Source organism: Promicromonospora citrea (assembly GCF_013004695.1).
Classification (GTDB): domain Bacteria; phylum Actinomycetota; class Actinomycetes; order Actinomycetales; family Cellulomonadaceae; genus Promicromonospora; species Promicromonospora citrea.
Genome location: NZ_JABEMG010000037.1, coordinates 1 through 18,055, shown reverse-complemented (window position 1 = coordinate 18,055; position 18,055 = coordinate 1). Strand labels below are relative to the sequence as shown.

Sequence of the window (18,055 nt, the reverse complement as noted above, 5' to 3'; positions counted from 1 at the left end):
CGCGTACCACCGAAGAACGGCATTTCATTTCCTGTCCGTACGCCTTCTCCGGCGCGGCGCGTTCCGTTACGGTCTGGTGCTCGTGGTGAGGTACGCACGGCCGTGGCGGGACAGTCGCCCGGCCCGGTGGCTGGTGCGCGGTGCCGTCGTCGGCGCGCTCGTCGCGGTGACCGGCACCTACGTGGCGAACGCCGGCACCCTGACGATCGACTACAACGGCAACCTCCACACCGTCGGCGTGTACGGCACGACGGTCGGCCAGGCGCTCGAGATGCACGGCGTCGAGCTCGGCGCCGACGACGTGGTGCAGCCCGCGCCGGACGCCCCCGTCGAGGCGGGGTCCTCGGTCGTGGTGCGCACCAGCAGGCCCATCACGTTCGAGCTGGACGGCCAGGTCATCACCGTCCGCACGACGGCGGGGACCGTCGGCGAGTTCCTCGCCTCCCTCGGACCGCGCGGCGACGGCGCCCTCGCGACGGCGTCGCGCTCGGCGCGGCTGGACCGCGACCCGGTGCGCTTCTCGACCGTCAAGGAGATCAACATCGCCGTGGACGGCTCCGTGCTGGAGTTCCACACCACCCGCTCGACGGTGCGCGCGGTCTTCGAGGAGGCGGGCATCACGCTCGCCGACGGCGACGTCACCTCGGTGCCGCTCGACGCCGCGGCGGTCGACGGCATGGTCATCATGGTGAGCCGCGACGTGTCGTCGTCGAAGACGGTGACCGAGGTGCTGCCGTTCGAGACCACGACGGTCGAGGACCCCGAGCTGCCCAAGGGCTACGAGTCGATCCGCACCGCGGGCGTGCCGGGCGAGGCCGAGGTGACGTACGAGGTCAAGACCGTGGGTGGCGCCGTCGTCGAGCGCACCGTGGTGGACCGGAAGGTGACGCGCGAGCCCGTCGACGAGGTGGTCGCCGTCGGCACGATGGACGTGGCCACGGCGCCCGTGGACGCGGGCTCGGCCCGCGCCCTGGGCAAGGCGATGGCGGCGGAGCGCGGCTGGGGCGACGACGAGTTCGCCTGCCTCGACCAGCTCTGGCAGAAGGAGAGCGGCTGGCGCTGGAACGCGGACAACCCGAGCAGCGAGGCCTACGGCATCGCGCAGGCCAACCCCGGCTCCAAGATGGCCAGCGTGGGCAGCGACTGGCTGACCAACCCCGCGACCCAGATCGAGTGGGGGCTCGGTTACATCTCCGGCCGGTACGGCACGCCGTGCGCCGCCTGGGCGCACTCGGTGGAGATCGGCTGGTACTGAGGCGGCCTTTTCTTTCGCTGACATTCCGGAAATCAATGCGCTTTCCGGACGCTTTTCGGGCGACACCACGCGATATCACTTGCATCCGATAACGCGGGGGTTACCGTCACGGTGAAAGCCGGATCGGTCGGCCGGGCCCGCGCCCCAGCGGGAGGCACGTGCGAGTCGTGCACCCCGGTCACCGTGCCCGGACCGCTCGAGGACTGGACCCGCGTGACACCTCCGCCTCCGGCTCAGGGCAGCCCCAGCGACGCGTTCCTTCCCGAGGCCGACCTCTCCGTCGGCCGCACCGAGACGTTCCTCGACGTCGAGCCGTTCGGCCCGCCGCCGCGCCCGGAGGAGGTCTTCCCCGCGGCGATGTTCGTGGTGCCCGACACCGCGGCCGAGGCCGAGACCGCCGTGTCCGCGGTGATGGCCGACCTCCCGCCGGGGCACCCGTCCGGCCCGATGCCGGTCGTCCCCGCCGCGGAGCTCGGTGTCGTAGCGGTCCCGCCGCCACCACCGCCGCCTCCGCCCGAGCCGGAGCCGCCACGCCGGCGGCGCACGGCCGCCGTCCTCACCACGGCCGCCGTCGTCCTGGCGGGCGGCGGGGGTGCTGCCGCCTACACCGTCGCCCACAAGACCGTCACGCTGGACGTCGACGGCGAGGTCCGCACGGTCGAGACCTTCCAGGGCGACGTCGCCGACCTGCTGACCGGCGAGGGCGTCGCGGTGAGCGGCCGGGACGAGGTCACGCCGGGCCTCGACGCCGCGCTGCGTGACGGGAGCACGGTCGTCGTCCGGACCGCGCACGAGCTCACGCTCCGGGCCGACGGCGAGCGCAGGCGCGTCTGGGTCGCCGCGCTGGACGCCGACCAGGCGCTCACCCGGCTGGCGGGCGAGGGCGAGGGGGTCGCGCTGATCCCGGCGCGCGGAGGCGGCACCGCCTCGCTGCCCCTGCCGCTCGACGCCGACGGCCCGGTCGCGCTGGAGGCGGGCGGGGAGGTCCGTGAGGTGGCCGACGGCGCCGTGACGCTCGACGCGCTGCTCGCCGCGCACGACGTGCGGGTCGACGGCGACGACCTGCTCGTGGTCGAGCACCGCAGCGAGAGCGGTGCCGAGAGCGGTGCCGAGGGCGGGCAGGAGCCCGTGGTGACGGTCGTCGTGCGGGACGTGCGGTCGGCCATCGAGGAGACCCGCGAGGAGATCCCGTTCGAGACGGTCACCGCCACCGACCCGGGCCGGTACCGCGACCTGGGCCCGTACGTGGCGAGCGCCGGGTCGGCGGGCGAGCGGGTCACGTCGTGGGACGTCACCCGGATGGACGGCCGGGTCGTGGAGCGCGAGAAGCTCAACACCTGGGTCTCGCGCCAGCCCGTCGACCGGGTCATCATGTACGGCGCCAAGGCACGCCCGGCGCCCAAGCCGGAGAAGTCGGAGAAGTCGTCCGGGAAGGCGTCCGAGAAGCCGACCGGCGCGAAGGACGGCGCGAAGGGCGGCACGGGCAAGGACGGCACGGGCAAGGACGGCAAGGACGGCAAGGACGGCAAGGGTGGTGACGACGACCCCGACCCGGACGGGGAGTCCCGGGCCGAGGCGCTCTCGGCCTCCGCCGGCGTCTGGTCGGCGCTCGCCGCGTGCGAGTCGGGTGGCGATCCCACGACCGACACGGGCAACGGGTACTACGGGCTGTACCAGTTCTCGCCGGGCACCTGGGCGGCGATGGGCGGGTCCGGCCTGCCGTCCGAGGCGTCGGCCGCCGAGCAGACGATGCGCGCGCAGGCCCTGCAGGAGCGTGCCGGATGGGGCCCGTGGCCAGGATGTTCGGCCGCGCTGGGGCTGTCCTGAGCCGGCCGAGGACTTGGACGACTGTCCAAGACACGTGACCGAGACCACACCGTCAATCCACCGAGATATTTGTCCGAGCGATAACAAATCAGTTACGTTCGGTTGTCCTCGCTGGCGTGGGGGTGCCCCGTGGTGTAATCCACGGCACTCCGGCGATGGCAGGACGGGCACCGGGAGCGACCCTCGCGGCCGGTGTCAGACCGCCGGATCGGCCGGTCGAGACCGTGACGGCTCGTACGAGCCACCCGGCCCCCCAGGCCGGTCCACGGCAGGGAGCCCGCGCGCGGGTGCCCGCCTCGCCGCCCGTGCCCGGGACGTCCGACGACTGGACACGAGTGAACCCCCGTTCTGAGCAGCTGAGTTCTGGCTCCATCCCCAGCATCGACTCACCGTCCGAGCCGGCACCGACTCGGACCACCCCCCTGAAGACCCGCCGCTGGCCCTTCGTGGCCGGTCTCGCGGCCGCAGCGCTGGTCACGTCCGGCTCGGTCGCCTTCGCCGAGGCACGCAAGACCGTCACGCTCGACGTCGACGGCACCACCTCGACCCTCACCACCTACTCCGGTGACGTGCAGGGCATGCTCGAGTCGCAGGGCATCCGCCTGGGTGCGCGCGACGTCGTGGCCCCCGGCACCGACACCCGCCTCTCGGACGGCGACCAGGTCGTCGTCCGCTACGCCCGCCAGGTCACCATGACCGACGGCGAGGACCAGCGCGACGTGTGGGTCGCCGTGACCGACGCGGCCGAGGCGCTGTCCACGCTCGCCGAGCGCGGCGGCGACGTCGCCCTCGTGGCGTCCCGCTCGGGCGACCGTGCGTCGCTCCCGCTGCGGCTCGACGACGACGGCCCCGTCGCCGTCGTGGCCGACGGCTCGACCCGCGTGGTCGAGGACCACTCCCGCAGCGTCGACGAGGTCCTGGACGAGCTCGAGATCGAGCTCGACAAGGACGACCGCGTGAGCATCGCCCCCGTGGCGTCGCTCCGGCAGGACAAGGTCGTCGCCGCCAAGGACGCGAAGCGGGCCGGCGAGGCCGGTGCCGACGTCGCGATCCAGGTGCAGCGCGTCGAGACGAAGAAGGTCACCACGAAGACCGACCTCGACTTCTCCACGCGCACCGTCAAGGACTCCGACCGGTACGAGGACCTCGACGACGTCGTGCGGACCGAGGGCAGGAAGGGTGTGCGCACCCGGGTCGTCCTCGTGCGCACGATCGACGGTGAGGTCGTCCACCGCAAGGAGCTCTCCGACAAGGTGACCCGCAAGCCGGTGGACCGGGTCGTCGTCACGGGCACCAAGGAGCGCCCGGTCGTCGAGGCCGAGACCGAGGCGACCACCCGGGTGGCCGCCGAGCCGAGCACGCCGGTGCCGTCCGGCTCCGTCAAGGAGATCGGCCAGCAGCTGGCCGCCGCCCGCGGCTGGACCGGCTCCGAGTGGACCTGCCTCGACCTCCTGTGGCAGCGCGAGTCCGGCTGGAACCCCAGCGCGGCCAACCCGTCGTCCGGCGCCTACGGCATCCCGCAGGCGCTGCCCGGCTCCAAGATGGGCTCGGCGGGCTCCGACTGGGCGACCAACCCGGCGACCCAGATCACGTGGGGGCTCGGCTACATCGCGGACCGCTACGGCACGCCGTGCGGTGCGTGGGGCCACTCCGAGTCGGTGGGCTGGTACTGACGGCAGTCGGTTAGGCTCCCCTGCATGAACGACACCTCAGGCGCCCTGCTCGGTCCCGCGGAGATCCGCGACCTGGCAGGGCGTCTGGGCGTCCGGCCCACGAAGACGCTGGGCCAGAACTTCCTGCACGACGGCGGCACCGTCCGCAAGATCGTGCGCACGGCGAACCTGCGGCCCGGCGAGCGGGTCGTCGAGGTCGGGCCGGGCCTCGGCTCGCTGACCCTCGGCCTCGTCGAGGCGGGCGCCTCCGTCGTCGCCGTCGAGATCGACCCCGTGCTCGCCGGCCAGATCGCCGCCACGGTCGCCGCGCGCTTCCCCGACGCCGACTTCGAGGTCGTGCTCTCGGACGCGATGGACGTCACCACGCTGCCCGGCGCCCCGCCGACGGCGCTCGTCGCCAACCTCCCGTACAACGTGGCCGTGCCGGTGCTGCTCACCATGCTCGAGCGGTTCGGCACCCTGGAGCACGTGCTCGTCATGGTCCAGGCCGAGGTCGCGGACCGTATCGCCGCGGCGCCCGGCAGCAAGATCTACGGCGTGCCGTCGGTCAAGGCCGCCTGGTACGCGTCGGCGCGCCGGGCCGGCACGATCGGCCGCACCGTCTTCTGGCCCGCCCCCAACGTCGACTCGGCGCTCGTCCAGCTCGAGCGCCGCGACCCACCACCGACCACGGCGACGCGCGAGCAGGTGTTCGCGGTCGTCGACTCCGCCTTCGCGCAGCGCCGCAAGACGCTCCGCGCCGCGCTGTCCGGGCTGTTCGGCTCCGGAGCGGCCGCGGAGGACGCGCTGCGTGCCGCCGGCGTCGACCCGGGCGCGCGCGGCGAGACCCTTACGGTGGACCAGTTCGCCCGTGTCGCGGAGCAGCTGCCCGCGGCGGACGCGCGCGCCACCGGCGGACAGGCCCCCGGGCAGGAGGACGCGTGAGCGCGCGGCTCAGCGCGGCGCCGCCGCCGTCGGTCCGGGTGCGCGCGCCCGGCAAGGTCAACCTCGCGCTGCGCGTCGGACCCGTCGGCCCCGACGGCTACCACCCGCTGGCCACGATCTTCCAGGCCGTGTCGCTGTTCGAGGAGGTGACGGCCACCCAGGTCGCGCCGGGCTCCGGCATCTCGCTCACGGTCTCGGGGCCGCAGGCGGAGGCGGTGCCCACCGACGAGACCAACCTCGCCTGGCGCGCCGCCGCCCTGCTCGCCGAGCGCACCGGCCTGGCCGCCGACGTCGCGCTCCACCTCACCAAGGGCGTGCCGGTCGCGGGCGGCATGGCGGGCGGTTCCGCCGACGCCGCCGCGGCGCTCGTCGCGTGCGACACGCTGTGGGAGGCCGGTGTGCCGCGGCCCGAGCTCGTCGAGATGGCGGCGGAGCTCGGCGCCGACGTGCCGTTCTCGCTGCTCGGCCACACCGCCGTCGGCACGGGGCGCGGCGACCTCCTGACGCCCGCGATGACGCGGGGCGAGTTCCACTGGTGCTTCGGCACGCAGCGCACGGGCCTGTCGACGCCCAGCGTGTTCCGCCGGTTCGACGAGCTCGCCGGGAGCAGGGCGTCCACCGTCGACCCCGCCGACGACGCCGAGCTCATGCACGCGCTGCGGGCGGGCGACCCGGTGGCGCTGGGCACGGCGCTGCACAACGACCTGGAGCCCGCCGCGCTCGATTTGCGGCCCGAGCTCGCCGAGGTGCTGGAGGTCGCGACGGAGGCGGGGGCGCTCGGCGTCGTCGTGTCCGGGTCCGGACCCACGGTCGCCGCCCTGGCCCGCTCCCGGCAGCACGCGCTCGCGCTGGGCGCCGCCTGGACGGCGGCCGACGTCGTGGACAGCATCTGGTGCGCGTCCGGGCCGGCGCCCGGGACGCAGGTCGTGACCTCGGTCGCCCGGTAGCCGGTCAGTACGCGACCGTCGGCACGAAGACGTCCGAGAGCCGCGTGTGCGCCGTGATCCAGCGGGCGCGGCGGCCCGGCACGTCCTCGTCCTCGGTGAGCACGCACTCGACCACGCGCTTGACCGTCCCCGTCATCGCGGCGAGCGCGAGGGCGGCGTTGAAGCCCCACTCCTCGAGCAGCACCTGCGCACCGGCGCCCTGGGTGAGCTGCAGCGGCGTGCTGGCGCGGCGCGCGAACGCGACGAGCGAGTCCTTGTGCGCCGCGGGGATGTCGCCCTCGACCATCGCGCACGCGAGGTCCGGCAGCAGGCCCGCCGCCGCGACCGCCGCCGCGGCGACGGGGCCGGTGCCGAGCACGGCCACGCGCGACGGGTCGACGCTCGTCACGGTGCGCAGCGCCTGCACCGACCGCAGGGCGTCGGTGAACACGCCGCGGTTGTACGGGTCGTCGAGGTCGTCGCCCGGCAGCTCGACGACCAGGTGGACGAACCCGCCGCCCGCCAGCCACTCCAGGTCGCGGTCGGCGCCGCGTCCCGCCGGCCGCAGCTCGACCACGCCGGGCAGAGGCGTCCCGGCGCCGGCGGGAGTCAGCAGCCGGCCCGCCACCGGCCTGCCGCCGAACCCCGCGAACGTCACCGTCTCCGCGACGAGGTCGCGCGACCGCGCGCTCGCCGCCGCCAGCTCGGGGGCGACCTCGAGGTCGCGGTGCTCGGCGAGCGTGCGGGACCAGAACAGGTCGAAGTCCGCGGGCTCGTCGGTGGCAGGCGGGCCAGCCGGCATCACCGCGACGGGCGGCAGGTCGTACTCGGGCACGGGGACACCTCCGGGGACGGGTCGTGCGGGGGGAGCCTACCGCCCGGGTCCGACACCCCCGCACGGCCCCGTCCGGGGGCGCGGGCGCTCAGAGCCGGGCGCCCAGCCACTCCAGCCTGCGCGGGAACCGGTAGTCGCCACCGCCCTCGTGCATGTTGTACGGGTAGACGTCGATCTCGCGCACGACGCCGTCCTGCCCCGCGGCCCACCCGTTGAACGCGGCGTACACCGTCGACGGCGGGCAGGTCGTGTCCATGAGCGCCGTCGAGAACAGCCCGGCCGTGCGCGCACGGCGTGCGAACGAGACGCCGTCCAGGTACGAGAGCGTGCGCCACACCTGCGCCTCGACGGCGGGGTCGCGGTGCACCGAGAGGTACCGCGTGATCTCGCCGTAGGGCAGGTTGTCCGTGATCGACACCGCCCGACGGTAGTGGCACAGGAACGGCACGTCCGGCATCGCCGCCACGACGTCGGGCACCAGGCCCGCCACGGCGATCGTGATGCCGCCGCCCTGGCTCACGCCCGTCACCGCGACCCGCTCGGGGTCCAGACCCGCGATCGTGCGGACGGCGTCCACCGCGCGCACGCCATCGGTGAAGACGCGGCGGTAGTAGTGCTCGCGCGGGTCGAGGATGCCGCGCGTCATGAAGCCGGGCGAGGCGGGGCCCGACCCCACCGGGTCCGGCGTGGCGCCGCCCGAGCCCCAGCCCGAGCCCTGCCCCCGCGTGTCCATGACGAGGTGCGCGTAGCCCGCCGCCGCCCACTGCAGGTGGTTGTGCGGCAGGCCGCGCCCGCCGCCGTAGCCCAGGTACTCCACGACGACCGGCAGGTCGCCCTCCGCGTGCGCCGGGCGGGTCAGCCACGCCTTGACCGGGTGGCCGCCGAACCCGGGGAAGGTCACGTCGTCGACCAGCACCTGCGTGAACCCTGTGTCGACGCGCTCCAGCGTCGCCGCGCCGCCCGACGCCCGCGCCTCCGCGAGCGTCCCGGACCAGAACTCGTCGAAGTCCTCGGGCTCGTCGATCTCGGGGGAGAACCGCTCCAGGTCCGGCAGCGGCAGGTCGAACTGTGCCACGTCTGTTGCTCCTCGCGTCGTCGCTCGGCGGGGTCGTCCCGCGGCCGGCGGGGTGGTGCGCAGGGGGGTGCGGCCGCCGTCGGCCGGGCCGAGCCTAGCGCGCGACTACCCTTGACTGGTGGCTCATCTCCTCGGCGCGGACGGCATAGCGCTGACCATCGGTACGCGCACCCTCCTGGCAGACGTCTCCCTCGGTCTCGACGACGGCGACCGCGTCGGCGTCGTCGGCCCCAACGGGGCGGGCAAGTCGACCCTGCTGCGCATCCTTGCCGCCACGGCCCTGCCCGACGCCGGCCGTGTCACCCGCGTCGGCGGCTCGACCCTCGGCATGCTCGACCAGCGCGACGAGCTCGCCGCCGACGCGACGGTCCTCGACGTCGTGCACGGGGACGCCCCGACGCACCTGTGGGCCTCGGACGCGCGCGTGCGGGAGATCCAGCAGGGCCTGCTCGGCGACCTCGCGTGGGAGGCGCCCGTCGCGCGGCTCTCGGGCGGCCAGCGCCGGCGCGTGGCGCTCGCGGCCCTGCTCGTGCGGGACCCCGACGTGCTGCTGCTCGACGAGCCGACCAACCACCTCGACGTCGAGGGCGTCGCCTGGCTCGCCGACCACCTGCGCACCCGGTACGGCCGTCCGGGTGCGACCGGCGCGCTCGTGGTCGTGACCCACGACCGGTGGTTCCTCGACGAGGTCTGCTCGCGCATGTGGGAGGTCCGTGGCGACGGCACCGGCGCGGTCGACGGCTACGAGGGCGGGTACGCGGCCTACATCCTCGCGCGCGCCGAGCGCGGCAGGCAGGCGGCCGCGGCCGCGGAGAAGCGGGACAACCTGCTGCGCAAGGAGCTCGCGTGGCTGCGCCGCGGCGCACCGGCCCGCACGTCCAAGCCGAAGTTCCGCCTCGACGCCGCCGCGGCGCTCATCGCCGACGAGCCGCCGCCGCGCGACAGCATGGAGCTGACCCGCACGGCCACCCGGCGGCTGGGCAAGGACGTGCTCGACCTGGAGTCGGTCAGCGTGCAGGTGCCGCGTCCGGACGCGCCGGACGCCAAGGTCCTGTTCGACGACGTGACGTGGCGGCTCGGGCCCGGCGACCGCTACGGCGTCGTCGGCGTGAACGGCGCGGGCAAGACCACGCTGCTCGCGCTGCTCGCGGGCCGGCGCGAGCCGGACGCCGGCCGCGTGAAGCGGGGCAGGACGATCCACGTGCGGGAGCTCTCGCAGGACGTCGCCGAGCTCGACGAGCTGGGGCGGCTGACGGCCGTCGAGGTGATCGAGCAGGAGCAGGGGCGCGTCGTCGTCGACGGCAAGGAGCTCACGGCGGCGCAGCTCACGGAGAGGCTCGGTTTCACGCGCGAGCGTGCCTACACGCCCGTGCGGGACCTGTCGGGCGGCGAGCGGCGCAGGCTCCAGCTCATGCGGCTGCTCGTGGCCGAGCCCAACGTGCTGCTGCTCGACGAGCCCACCAACGACCTCGACACGGACACGCTGGCCGCGGTGGAGGACCTGCTCGACGGCTGGCCGGGCACGCTGGTCGTCGTCTCGCACGACCGGTACCTGCTCGAGCGCGTCGCCGACCGGCAGGTGGCGCTGCTCGGGGACGGGACCGTCCGCGACCTGCCGGGTGGTGTCGAGGAGTACCTGCGGCTGCGTGCCGAGGCGCGGTCCGGCGGCGCCCCGGTGGCGTCGGCGGGCAGCGCCGGGCCTGCGGCCCGGGACGCGGGAGGGGACGCCGAGGGGGCCGTCTCACAGCGCGACATCCGTGCTGCGAAGAAGGAGGTCTCCCGGATCGAGCGTCGGCTTGCGAAGATTGCCGAGAAAGAGGCCGAGCTGCACGAGAAGATCGCGCAGCAGGCCACGGACTACCAGGCCGTCGCACGGCTCGACACCGAGCTCCGCGAGCTCGCGGACGAGCGGGACGAGCTCGAGTCGGCCTGGCTGGAAGCGGCGGAGGTGGCGGGATGACCGAGAACGACGTGGCACCGCTCGACGCGATCGACCGGGCGCTCGTCGACGCCCTGCGCAACGACGGCAGGACGACGCTCGCCGTGCTCTCCGAGATCTCGGGCCTGTCGCTGTCCGCGGTGCAGGTGCGGGTGCGCAAGCTGGAGGCCCGCGGCGTGATCACGGGCTACCGCGCCGTGGTGAACCCGGAGGCGGTGGGCCTGCCCCTGTCGGCGTTCGTCGAGATCACGCCCCTGGACCAGGCGCAGGAGGACGACGCGCCCGACCGGCTGCGCGGGATGCCGGGCATCGAGTCGTGCTACTCGGTGGCGGGCAACGCGAACTACCTGCTCACGGTGCGGGTGGCCTCGCCGCGCGCGCTCGAGGAGCTGCTCGGGCGGATCCGGCGCACCGCGCAGGTCTCGACCCGCACCACGGTGGTGCTGCAGACGTACTTCGAGGGGCAGTCGACCGAGCCGGGCCGGTAGCCGGGCGTTCAGCGCGGCGCGAGCGCGGGCTGCACGAGGCGCAGCGTGCCCGCGTCGGCGTCGAGCACCGCCTCGACGCCGAGCGGGACCGTGAGCGGGTCGGGCCCGTGGCCGAACCCGAGCTCGCCCAGCACGGGGATGCCGAGCGGGCCGAGCAGGTCGGCCACGACGGGCTCGGCCGCGCCGCAGCCCTCCCACGAGCCGAGGACGACGCCGCACGCGCCGTCGAACCAGCCGAGGCGCAGCAGGTACGTGAGGAACGAGTCGATGCGGTACGTCGGCTCGTCGACGTCCTCCAGCAGCACCAGCCCGCCCGCGGCCGACGGCGGCGGGCTGCCGATGCCGGCCGTGGTGGCCAGCAGCGAGAGGCAGCCGCCGGTGGTGACGCCGCGGGCCGTGCCGCCGGCCAGCGGGTGGGCGCGGGGGCCCGTGAGCACGCAGGCGGTGTCCGGCTCGAACAGCGTGCGGCGCAGGTGCTCGCGCGCGGCCGGCGACGCGAGGAACGCCGCGGTGCCCGGCATCGGCGCGTGTAGCGACACGACGCCCAGGTGCCGGCCGACCGCCTGGTGGAGCGCGGTGCCGTCGCTCGACCCCACGAGGACCTTGGCGTCGGTCGCCGCGAGCGCGTCCCAGTCGGTGAGGTCGACCATGCGCGCGGCGCCGTAGCCGCCGCGCACGGCGATCACGGCGCGCACGTCGGGATCGAGCCACGCGTCCTGGAAGTCCGCCGCCCGCGCGGCGTCGGAGCCCGCGAGGTAGCCGTGCACGGGGTGGGTGTCGCGTACGTGCGGCATCACCTGCACGTCGAGCCCCCAGGACCGCAGGTGGGCGACACCCGCGTCGAGCCGCTCCGCCGGGACGGGTCCGGAGGGCGCCACGACGGCGACGGTGTCGCCGGGCGCGAGGCGCGGCGGGCCGACCAGTGGCCGCAGCATGGGCTCGACACTACTCCGGTGGCGTGCCGCACCGGAGGGGTGTGTCTCCCTCCGGAATCACCCGCGCACCGCCGCCGGCCCCGAGCATGTCCGGTGCGTCGCTTCCGTCGTATACGCGCAGATTGTTACGCTCGCCACCGGAAGCCCGCGCCCCGGCCGGGTGAGCGGACGAAGGAGCGCCGAACGACATGCCCAGCACCCGGACCTGGCTGCAGGCCGGCGGCGGAACGGTGGTCGCTGCCCTGCTCGTCGCCGCCGTGGTGCAGGCCGTCCACTCGAGCGCGATGTGGCGGTCCAACGACCCGGTCGGCGAGTGCGGCGCGACGTCGGGGGGTGCCGTCGTGGCCGCGCAGAACGTGCTGCACGCGAGCACGGGTCTCGAACCGGTCGACGGGTCGTGGGACGCGTCGTCGCGGGTCGCCGCCGAGGCGTTCCAGGCGTACAACGGGCTGCCGGTGACCGGCTGCGTCGACGAGAGCACGTGGGTCACGATGCGCGCGCTGCTCGTCGGGGTGTGCGACCCCGGGTTCGAGTGCCGCGGCCCGGACCACCGTGTCCGGTACTGGTCGCCGGACGGCGCGCGGGTCACGTACTTCGCCGAGAACGACTGCGACTGGGGCTCCGTCGTGCCGCCCGGCGTCGCGCGCAGCCCCGTCTCCTCGGAGGCTGTCGTGGCCCTCTCGCGCGACGCGGTGACCGAGATCGAGTGCGGGGGCTGACGTGGTCACCACGATCGACGAGCCGAGGATCCGGCCCGAGTGGCTGCTCGGCGGCGCGGTGACGCTGCTCGGTGCGATCGTCATCGTCGTCGTGACGCTCGTGCTGGGCGCGCGCGAGGAGGAGCCCGTGGTCGCGCCCGCCGACGCGGCGGACCTCACGGCCGGCACGTGCGCGGCCGACCTGCCCCAGCCGCACTGGGTCCCCGAGGCCGTGACGCGTGCCGTGGTCGAGTGCCCGTCCGACATCTCCGTCGGCATCGGCCGCACGACCGCGGAGGACCACCTCGGCACGTGGATCACGTACCCGCTCGACGGCGAGGTGAACGCCGAGACGCTCGGCGGCGGCCCGGGCCCGGGATGGCCGGCGGACGAGGTGCGGGCGGGCGCGCACCACCCGGCGTCGGCCGTGCTGTACGTGGCGTACCCCGGCTCGTCGGAGGTGTCGGACGAGCTGTCCGGCGACACCGTGACGGTCGAGTGGCAGGACCTGCCGGAGTCGCGCGGCGAGGCCCGGGTGACCCGGGTGGACAACAACGGCTACGGCCCGGTCCGCGTCGAGTGGACCGACGACACCGGGTCCTACCTGCTGCTGTCGACCGTCGGCCGCACGCCCACGGGGAGCGCGGGGCCGACGGTCGACCAGCTGCTGCGCATGGCCGACAGCGTCGGCGCGCAGGAGGGCTGAGCGTCAGGCGAGCGCCTGGCCCAGCGCCTCGTCGAGCGCCGTGACGCCGGCCTCGAGGTCCTCCGCCGCGACCGTCAGCGCGGGGCGGAACCGCACCGACCGCTCGCCGCAGCCCAGCAGCAGCACGTTCCGCTCGGCGAGCGCGGCCAGCACCCGGTCGCGCACCTCGCGCGAGGGCAGCGTGAGCGCGCACATGAGGCCGCGGCCGCGCACGTCGGTCACGCCGTCGTGCCGCGCGGCCAGCTCTCCGAGGGCGTCCTGCAGCCGCTTGCCCATGGCCCGGGCGCGGTCGAGGAGGCCCTCGGCCTCGTAGGTCTCCAGGATCCGGCGCGAGCGCACCATGTCGGTGAGGTTGCCGCCCCACGTGGAGTTGATGCGCGAGGAGACGGCGAACACGTTGTCCGGCACCTCGTCGACGCGCCCGCCCGCCATGACGCCGCAGACCTGCGTCTTCTTGCCGAACGCGACGACGTCGGGCGTGACACCGAGCTGCTGGTAGGCCCACGCCGTCCCGGTGATGCCCGCGCCCGTCTGCACCTCGTCGAGGATGAACAGCGCGTCGAACTCGCGGCACAGCCTCTGCATGCCCTGCAGGAACGACGGGCGGAAGTGGTGGTCGCCGCCCTCGCCCTGGATCGGCTCCATGACGAACGCCGCGATGTCGTGCGGGTTCGCCTCGAACGCGGCGCGCGCGGCGGCCAGCGCCTCGGCCTCGGCGGCGTCCATGTCCTTGCCCTCGGCGAGGTATGGGGCGGGGATGCGCGGCCACCCGAACTTGGGGAACCGGGCGACCTTGCCCGGCTCGGTGTTGGTGAGCGACATCGTGTACCCGGACCGGCCGTGGAAGGCGTGCTCGAGGTGCATGATCTGCGTGCCGAGCTCGGGCGAGCGGCCGTTCGCCTCGTTGTGCCGGGACTTCCAGTCGAACGCGACCTTGAGCGCGTTCTCGACGGCGAGCGCGCCGCCGTCGATGAAGAACAGGTGCGGCAGGGCCGGGTCGCCCAGCACGCGGGAGAAGGTCTCGACGAAGCGGGCCATCTCGACCGTGTAGACGTCGGAGTTGGACGGCTTGTTCACGGCGGCGGCGGCCAGCTCCTCGCGGAACGCCGCGTCGTCGGCGACCGCCGGGTGGTTCATGCCGAGCGGGGACGAGGCGAAGAACGTGAACAGGTCCAGCCACTCGCGGCCGTCCCGCGCGTCGACGAGCGTGGAGCCGTGCGACCGGGTGAGGTCGAGAACGAGGTCGAAGCCGTCGACCAGGAGGTGCTCGCGAAGGGTGGGGAGCACTGCGGTGGGCTCAAGAGATGTCGTCATAGCGGCAAGGTAGGCAATGATCCTGCCACGATTCAACAAGAATGGAAAAGTTCCTGTTAAGCCGGGCGCGGCCTCGGGCGCCGGGTCGCGACGACCTCGGCGACCCCCAGGGTGAGCGTCGAGCCGAGCATGACCAGCAGCGCGGCCGTCCAGCCGCCCGAGGCGGCGTGGACCGCGCCGATCACCGACGGCGCCGTGGCGGCGACCGCGTAGCCGACCGTCTGCACGGCCGCGACGGTGCGCCGGGTCTGCGCGACGGTGCGGCACCGCTGGGCCGCGACGGTGAAGATCACGACGAAGTTGCCGCCCTGTGCGATGCCGGACAGGCAGACCCACACGAGCCACCACTGCGGGGCCAGCAGGAGCCCCGCGGGCAGCACGGCCCACAGCAGCCCCATGGCGACGGCGGCGACGCGCATCGGCGCACGCGTCGCCAGCACGAGGGGCACGAGCACGCTGCCCGCGATCGCCAGGCCCTGGAACGGCGCGGCCGCGTTGCCCGCCGTCGTCACGGACACGCCGAGCAGGTCACGCAGCAGCTCCGGCAGCCAGCCGGTGACCGCGTAGTAGGAGAACGACTGGCCCGCGAACGCGAGGGACAGCACCCAGGTGAGGGGGCGGCGCAGGACACCGGCCCAGGTCTCGTCCGGGCGCTCGGGTGCCGGGCGGTCGGCCGCGGGCGCCGCGGCCGGTCCCCGGACGGCGCGCGCGGTCCCGGGCCTGCCGGCCCCGCGCGTGGTGGCCAGCCAGACGACGAGCGCGGCCACGGCCATGAGCGACCACGACGCCACGGCACCCTGCCAGCCCAGCAGGGCGGCGAGCGGCGCGGTGAGCGACGTCGCGAGCACCGAGCCGAGGTTCATCACCGAGGAGTACAGGCCCGTCGCCGGGGCGGTCCGGTCCGCGAAGTCGCGCGCGATGATGACGGGCACCACCACGTTGCCCACCGTGATCGCCGCACCGAGCAGCACCGTGCCGGTGAACGCCGCCACGACGCCCGCCGTCCCCGAACCCGCCGACCGCACGAGCGTGCCCGCCACCACGCCCACCAGGGCGACCGTCACGGCCGGGTACGGTCCCAGCCGCGCGATGAGGGCCGACGCGGCGGGCGCCACGACGCTGAAGCACAGGGCGGGCAGGCCCACGAGCAGCCCCGCCAGGGTCTGGTCGAGGCCGAGCCCGTCCGCGACGTCGGCCATGACCGGCGGCAGGGAGGTGATCGGGGTGCGGAGGTTGAGGGCGAAGGCGAGGACCGCGACCAGCAGCGCGAGGCCGCCGGACGAGGCACGGATGGTGCTCATGATGATGTTCATTGTGCGGGAGGGGCTCGCGCCCTGCCGGTGCGTCCACGGGGACGTGCACCTGGGACGTGCACCGCACGACCACATCCTGCGCAGGAGGGATCACGCTGCCGCGGCTAGATTGGGCGACCGGTCGGAACGTCCGGAACAACCGAGGTCACGCATGAACCAGCGACAGGTCCGCCGCGCGACGGCAGCGCTCGCCGGGGCGGTGGTGCTGCCGGTGCTGCTCACGGGGTGCGGCATCACTCTCGACGTCCTCGACAGGACCCACAGCGAGGACGAGTTCGTCGGCTCCTACGTGGGCGACGGCACGGGCACCCGGGTCGCGCTCGACGAGGACGGCACGTTCACCGCCGTCGGCGTGCCCGGCGACGTGCTCGACGACACGCTCCCGCGGGCGGTGCGGCGGGCGCTGGAGAACGTGCCCGACGAGCTCGAGGGCACCTGGCGGTACGTCTCCAAGGGCGCGGCGGACCACGTCGCGCTGACGGTCACCGGCATCGACGGCCTGCCCGCGCGGACCGTCGAGCTGCCCCTCTACGTCGCCGACGCCGACGACCTGTTCTTCCTGCCCGACCGCCTCGGCCGCGAGAAGGTCGTGGTGAGCCGGGCCGGCTGAGCGTCGTCGTCGCGCCGCTAGTCGTCGAACTGCGCCGTGACGGTGCGCAGCAGGGCGGCGAGCTGCGGTCGCTCGGCCGGGGCCAGGGCCTTGAGCACGCCCGCCTCGATGTCGAGCAGGTCGCTCATCGCGGCGTCGACGCGGGCGAGGCCCTCGTCCGTGAGGCGCACCAGCACGCCGCGGCGGTCGTCGGGGGAGCGCTGCCGTTCGACGAACCCGCGGGACTCGAGCCGGTCGATCCGGTTGGTCATGGTGCCGCTGGTCACGAGCGTCTGCGTGACGAGGGTGCCCGGCGAGAGCCGGTAGGGCTCGCCCGCCCGGCGCAGCGCCGAGAGCACGTCGAACTCCCAGGTCTCCAGGCTGTGCCGGGCGAAGGCGGTGCGCCGCGCGAGGTCGAGGTGGCGGGCCAGGCGGGACACCCGGCTGAACACCGTGAGCGGTTCCAGCTCGAGGTCCGGGCGCACGTGGTGCCACGCGGCGACGATGCGGTCGACCTCGTCGGCGGGACTCGTGTGCTCCATGGCGAGAGGCTACCGGATGTCTCGACGTCAAGAATCTCGACAGCCCGCGGACGGCGGGCTCTCCGACCACTCGTCTTCCGACCCGACGTTTCTCGGCTTTGACGGCCCGCAAAGCCGAGAAACGTCGGGGTGGAAGACGATCCGGGCGGGTCGCGCGGCGGGCGCGGCCGGCAGCGACGCCTGCGGACCCGGCCGTCGCCGGCGTCCGCACTGCCCGGTTTGTGCCGGAGCGTGGCTCGATTTTCACCTCACTATCACAGGGTGAAAGTGGGTGCTCATTAAGAGCGAATATCCAATTCCCGTTGCAGGGTCCGTCTCGCGTGCTTAGCGTGTAGAACGCGAACACTGTTCCGCTCGCAGGTGATCATCCTGTGATTCCCGTTTTCTGGAAGGAATAGCACCATGACTGTCGTCGACATCCTCTCGACCCTGCTCGACTCGCTCGGCATCACGCTGGCCCAGATTCGCGACCTCCTGGGCCTCTGAGCAGGTAGGACGTCGTACGTCGCCGTCAGCCGCGGCGTATTTCCATCCCCAGCTGAACGAAGGTCTCCTGCGGTGCCACCGCGGGAGGCCTTCGTTCTTTTGCGTGTGCGCACACTTTCCTGCAGCAGCGCAGAGTGCCGCGCACGGTTCGGGCAAATCGACGGCGAATAGACATTTCACCGCCATTGTTGACGCGGCATCAATGCGTCGCGTCAGCGCGAGAAGCGCGTGAGCTCCGGCTTCTTCTCCATGTTGTGCAGCCCGTTCCACGCGAGGTTCACCAGGTGCGCCGCGACCTCCGCCTTGCCCGGGCTGCGCGCGTCGAGCCAGTACTGCCCGGTGAGCGCGATCATGCCGACGAGCATCTGCGCGTACAGCGGCGCGGCCTTCGTCGCGAGGCCGTTCGACCGGAACTGCGGCTCGAGGATGGCCTCGACCTGCGTGGCGACGTCGCCGATGAGGCTCGAGAACGTGCCGGTGGCCTGAGCGACGGGGGAGTCGCGCACGAGGATGCGGAAGCCGTCCTCGGA

At 74.0% G+C, this 18,055-nt stretch carries 16 protein-coding genes and 1 pseudogene; 10 read left to right on the top strand and 7 right to left on the bottom strand.

Annotation, left to right across the window (positions count from 1 at the left end):
* Positions 1-85 precede the first annotated feature (85 nt).
* The 5 genes from HLB15_RS09595 to HLB15_RS09575 all read left to right on the top strand — a co-directional run bounded on the left by HLB15_RS09595 (position 86) and on the right by HLB15_RS09575 (position 6,626).
* On the top strand, positions 86-1,255 hold the full coding sequence (locus tag HLB15_RS09595; RefSeq protein ID WP_229785545.1) for a resuscitation-promoting factor: 1,170 nt from the start codon (positions 86-88) through the stop codon (positions 1,253-1,255).
* Between the two features lie 213 nt (positions 1,256-1,468).
* Positions 1,469-3,082 carry a resuscitation-promoting factor gene (locus HLB15_RS09590; protein ID WP_229785546.1) on the top strand — a complete coding sequence of 538 codons (1,614 nt, stop codon included), beginning with the start codon at positions 1,469-1,471 and terminating at the stop codon, positions 3,080-3,082.
* Between the two features lie 446 nt (positions 3,083-3,528).
* A complete protein-coding gene (locus HLB15_RS09585; protein ID WP_229785547.1) occupies positions 3,529-4,755 on the top strand; it encodes a resuscitation-promoting factor in 1,227 nt (408 codons plus the stop codon).
* A gap of 24 nt (positions 4,756-4,779) precedes the next feature.
* Positions 4,780-5,679, top strand: a complete 900-nt coding sequence (gene rsmA, locus HLB15_RS09580; RefSeq protein WP_171105069.1) for a 16S rRNA (adenine(1518)-N(6)/adenine(1519)-N(6))-dimethyltransferase RsmA — start codon at positions 4,780-4,782, stop codon at positions 5,677-5,679.
* Positions 5,676-6,626 (top strand): 4-(cytidine 5'-diphospho)-2-C-methyl-D-erythritol kinase, encoded by a 951-nt coding sequence (locus HLB15_RS09575; RefSeq protein ID WP_171105068.1) that lies wholly within the window; start codon positions 5,676-5,678, stop codon positions 6,624-6,626. The genes rsmA and HLB15_RS09575 overlap by 4 nt, the downstream gene beginning before the upstream one ends.
* A gap of 4 nt (positions 6,627-6,630) precedes the next feature.
* Here HLB15_RS09575 and HLB15_RS09570 read toward each other — a convergent pair whose 3' ends face one another.
* Positions 6,631-7,440, bottom strand: a complete 810-nt coding sequence (locus HLB15_RS09570) for an acetylxylan esterase (RefSeq protein WP_171105067.1) — start codon at positions 7,438-7,440, stop codon at positions 6,631-6,633.
* A gap of 88 nt (positions 7,441-7,528) precedes the next feature.
* Positions 7,529-8,515, bottom strand: coding sequence for an acetylxylan esterase (locus tag HLB15_RS09565; protein ID WP_171105066.1), 987 nt, complete (start codon positions 8,513-8,515; stop codon positions 7,529-7,531).
* Positions 8,516-8,633: 118 nt separating this feature from the next.
* Here HLB15_RS09565 and HLB15_RS09560 point away from each other — a divergent pair, with 118 nt between their 5' ends.
* Both HLB15_RS09560 and HLB15_RS09555 read left to right on the top strand, forming a co-directional pair.
* The gene (locus tag HLB15_RS09560) at positions 8,634-10,475 is read left to right on the top strand and encodes an ABC-F family ATP-binding cassette domain-containing protein (RefSeq protein ID WP_171105065.1); all 1,842 of its coding nucleotides are present in this window, start codon (positions 8,634-8,636) and stop codon (positions 10,473-10,475) included.
* Positions 10,472-10,942, top strand: coding sequence for an Lrp/AsnC family transcriptional regulator (locus HLB15_RS09555; RefSeq protein WP_171105064.1), 471 nt, complete (start codon positions 10,472-10,474; stop codon positions 10,940-10,942). The genes HLB15_RS09560 and HLB15_RS09555 overlap by 4 nt, the downstream gene beginning before the upstream one ends.
* Before the next feature lie 8 nt (positions 10,943-10,950).
* Here HLB15_RS09555 and HLB15_RS09550 read toward each other — a convergent pair whose 3' ends face one another.
* Entirely contained in the window at positions 10,951-11,877 is a 927-nt protein-coding gene (locus HLB15_RS09550) for a S66 peptidase family protein (RefSeq protein ID WP_171105063.1), read from the bottom strand.
* Positions 11,878-12,065: 188 nt separating this feature from the next.
* Here HLB15_RS09550 and HLB15_RS09545 point away from each other — a divergent pair, with 188 nt between their 5' ends.
* On the top strand, positions 12,066-12,596 hold the full coding sequence (locus tag HLB15_RS09545; RefSeq protein ID WP_171105062.1) for a peptidoglycan-binding domain-containing protein: 531 nt from the start codon (positions 12,066-12,068) through the stop codon (positions 12,594-12,596).
* Position 12,597: 1 nt separating this feature from the next.
* Positions 12,598-13,281 (top strand): hypothetical protein, encoded by a 684-nt coding sequence (locus HLB15_RS09540; protein ID WP_171105061.1) that lies wholly within the window; start codon positions 12,598-12,600, stop codon positions 13,279-13,281.
* Positions 13,282-13,284: 3 nt separating this feature from the next.
* Here HLB15_RS09540 and lat read toward each other — a convergent pair whose 3' ends face one another.
* Complete coding sequence (gene lat, locus HLB15_RS09535; RefSeq protein WP_171105060.1) at positions 13,285-14,595, bottom strand: L-lysine 6-transaminase; 1,311 nt, start codon at positions 14,593-14,595, stop codon at positions 13,285-13,287.
* A 56-nt stretch (positions 14,596-14,651) separates the two neighbouring features.
* Positions 14,652-15,896 carry an MFS transporter gene (locus HLB15_RS09530; protein WP_171105059.1) on the bottom strand — a complete coding sequence of 415 codons (1,245 nt, stop codon included), beginning with the start codon at positions 15,894-15,896 and terminating at the stop codon, positions 14,652-14,654.
* A 163-nt stretch (positions 15,897-16,059) separates the two neighbouring features.
* On the opposite strand from HLB15_RS09530, the gene HLB15_RS09525 reads away from it, so the two are divergent.
* Complete coding sequence (locus tag HLB15_RS09525; RefSeq protein WP_171105058.1) at positions 16,060-16,518, top strand: hypothetical protein; 459 nt, start codon at positions 16,060-16,062, stop codon at positions 16,516-16,518.
* Positions 16,519-16,535: 17 nt separating this feature from the next.
* Here HLB15_RS09525 and HLB15_RS09520 read toward each other — a convergent pair whose 3' ends face one another.
* Both HLB15_RS09520 and HLB15_RS09515 read right to left on the bottom strand, forming a co-directional pair.
* Entirely contained in the window at positions 16,536-17,039 is a 504-nt protein-coding gene (locus tag HLB15_RS09520) for a MarR family winged helix-turn-helix transcriptional regulator (RefSeq protein WP_171105057.1), read from the bottom strand.
* A gap of 698 nt (positions 17,040-17,737) precedes the next feature.
* Positions 17,738-18,055 (bottom strand): annotated as a pseudogene (locus HLB15_RS09515) (TetR/AcrR family transcriptional regulator); the annotation flags it as partial.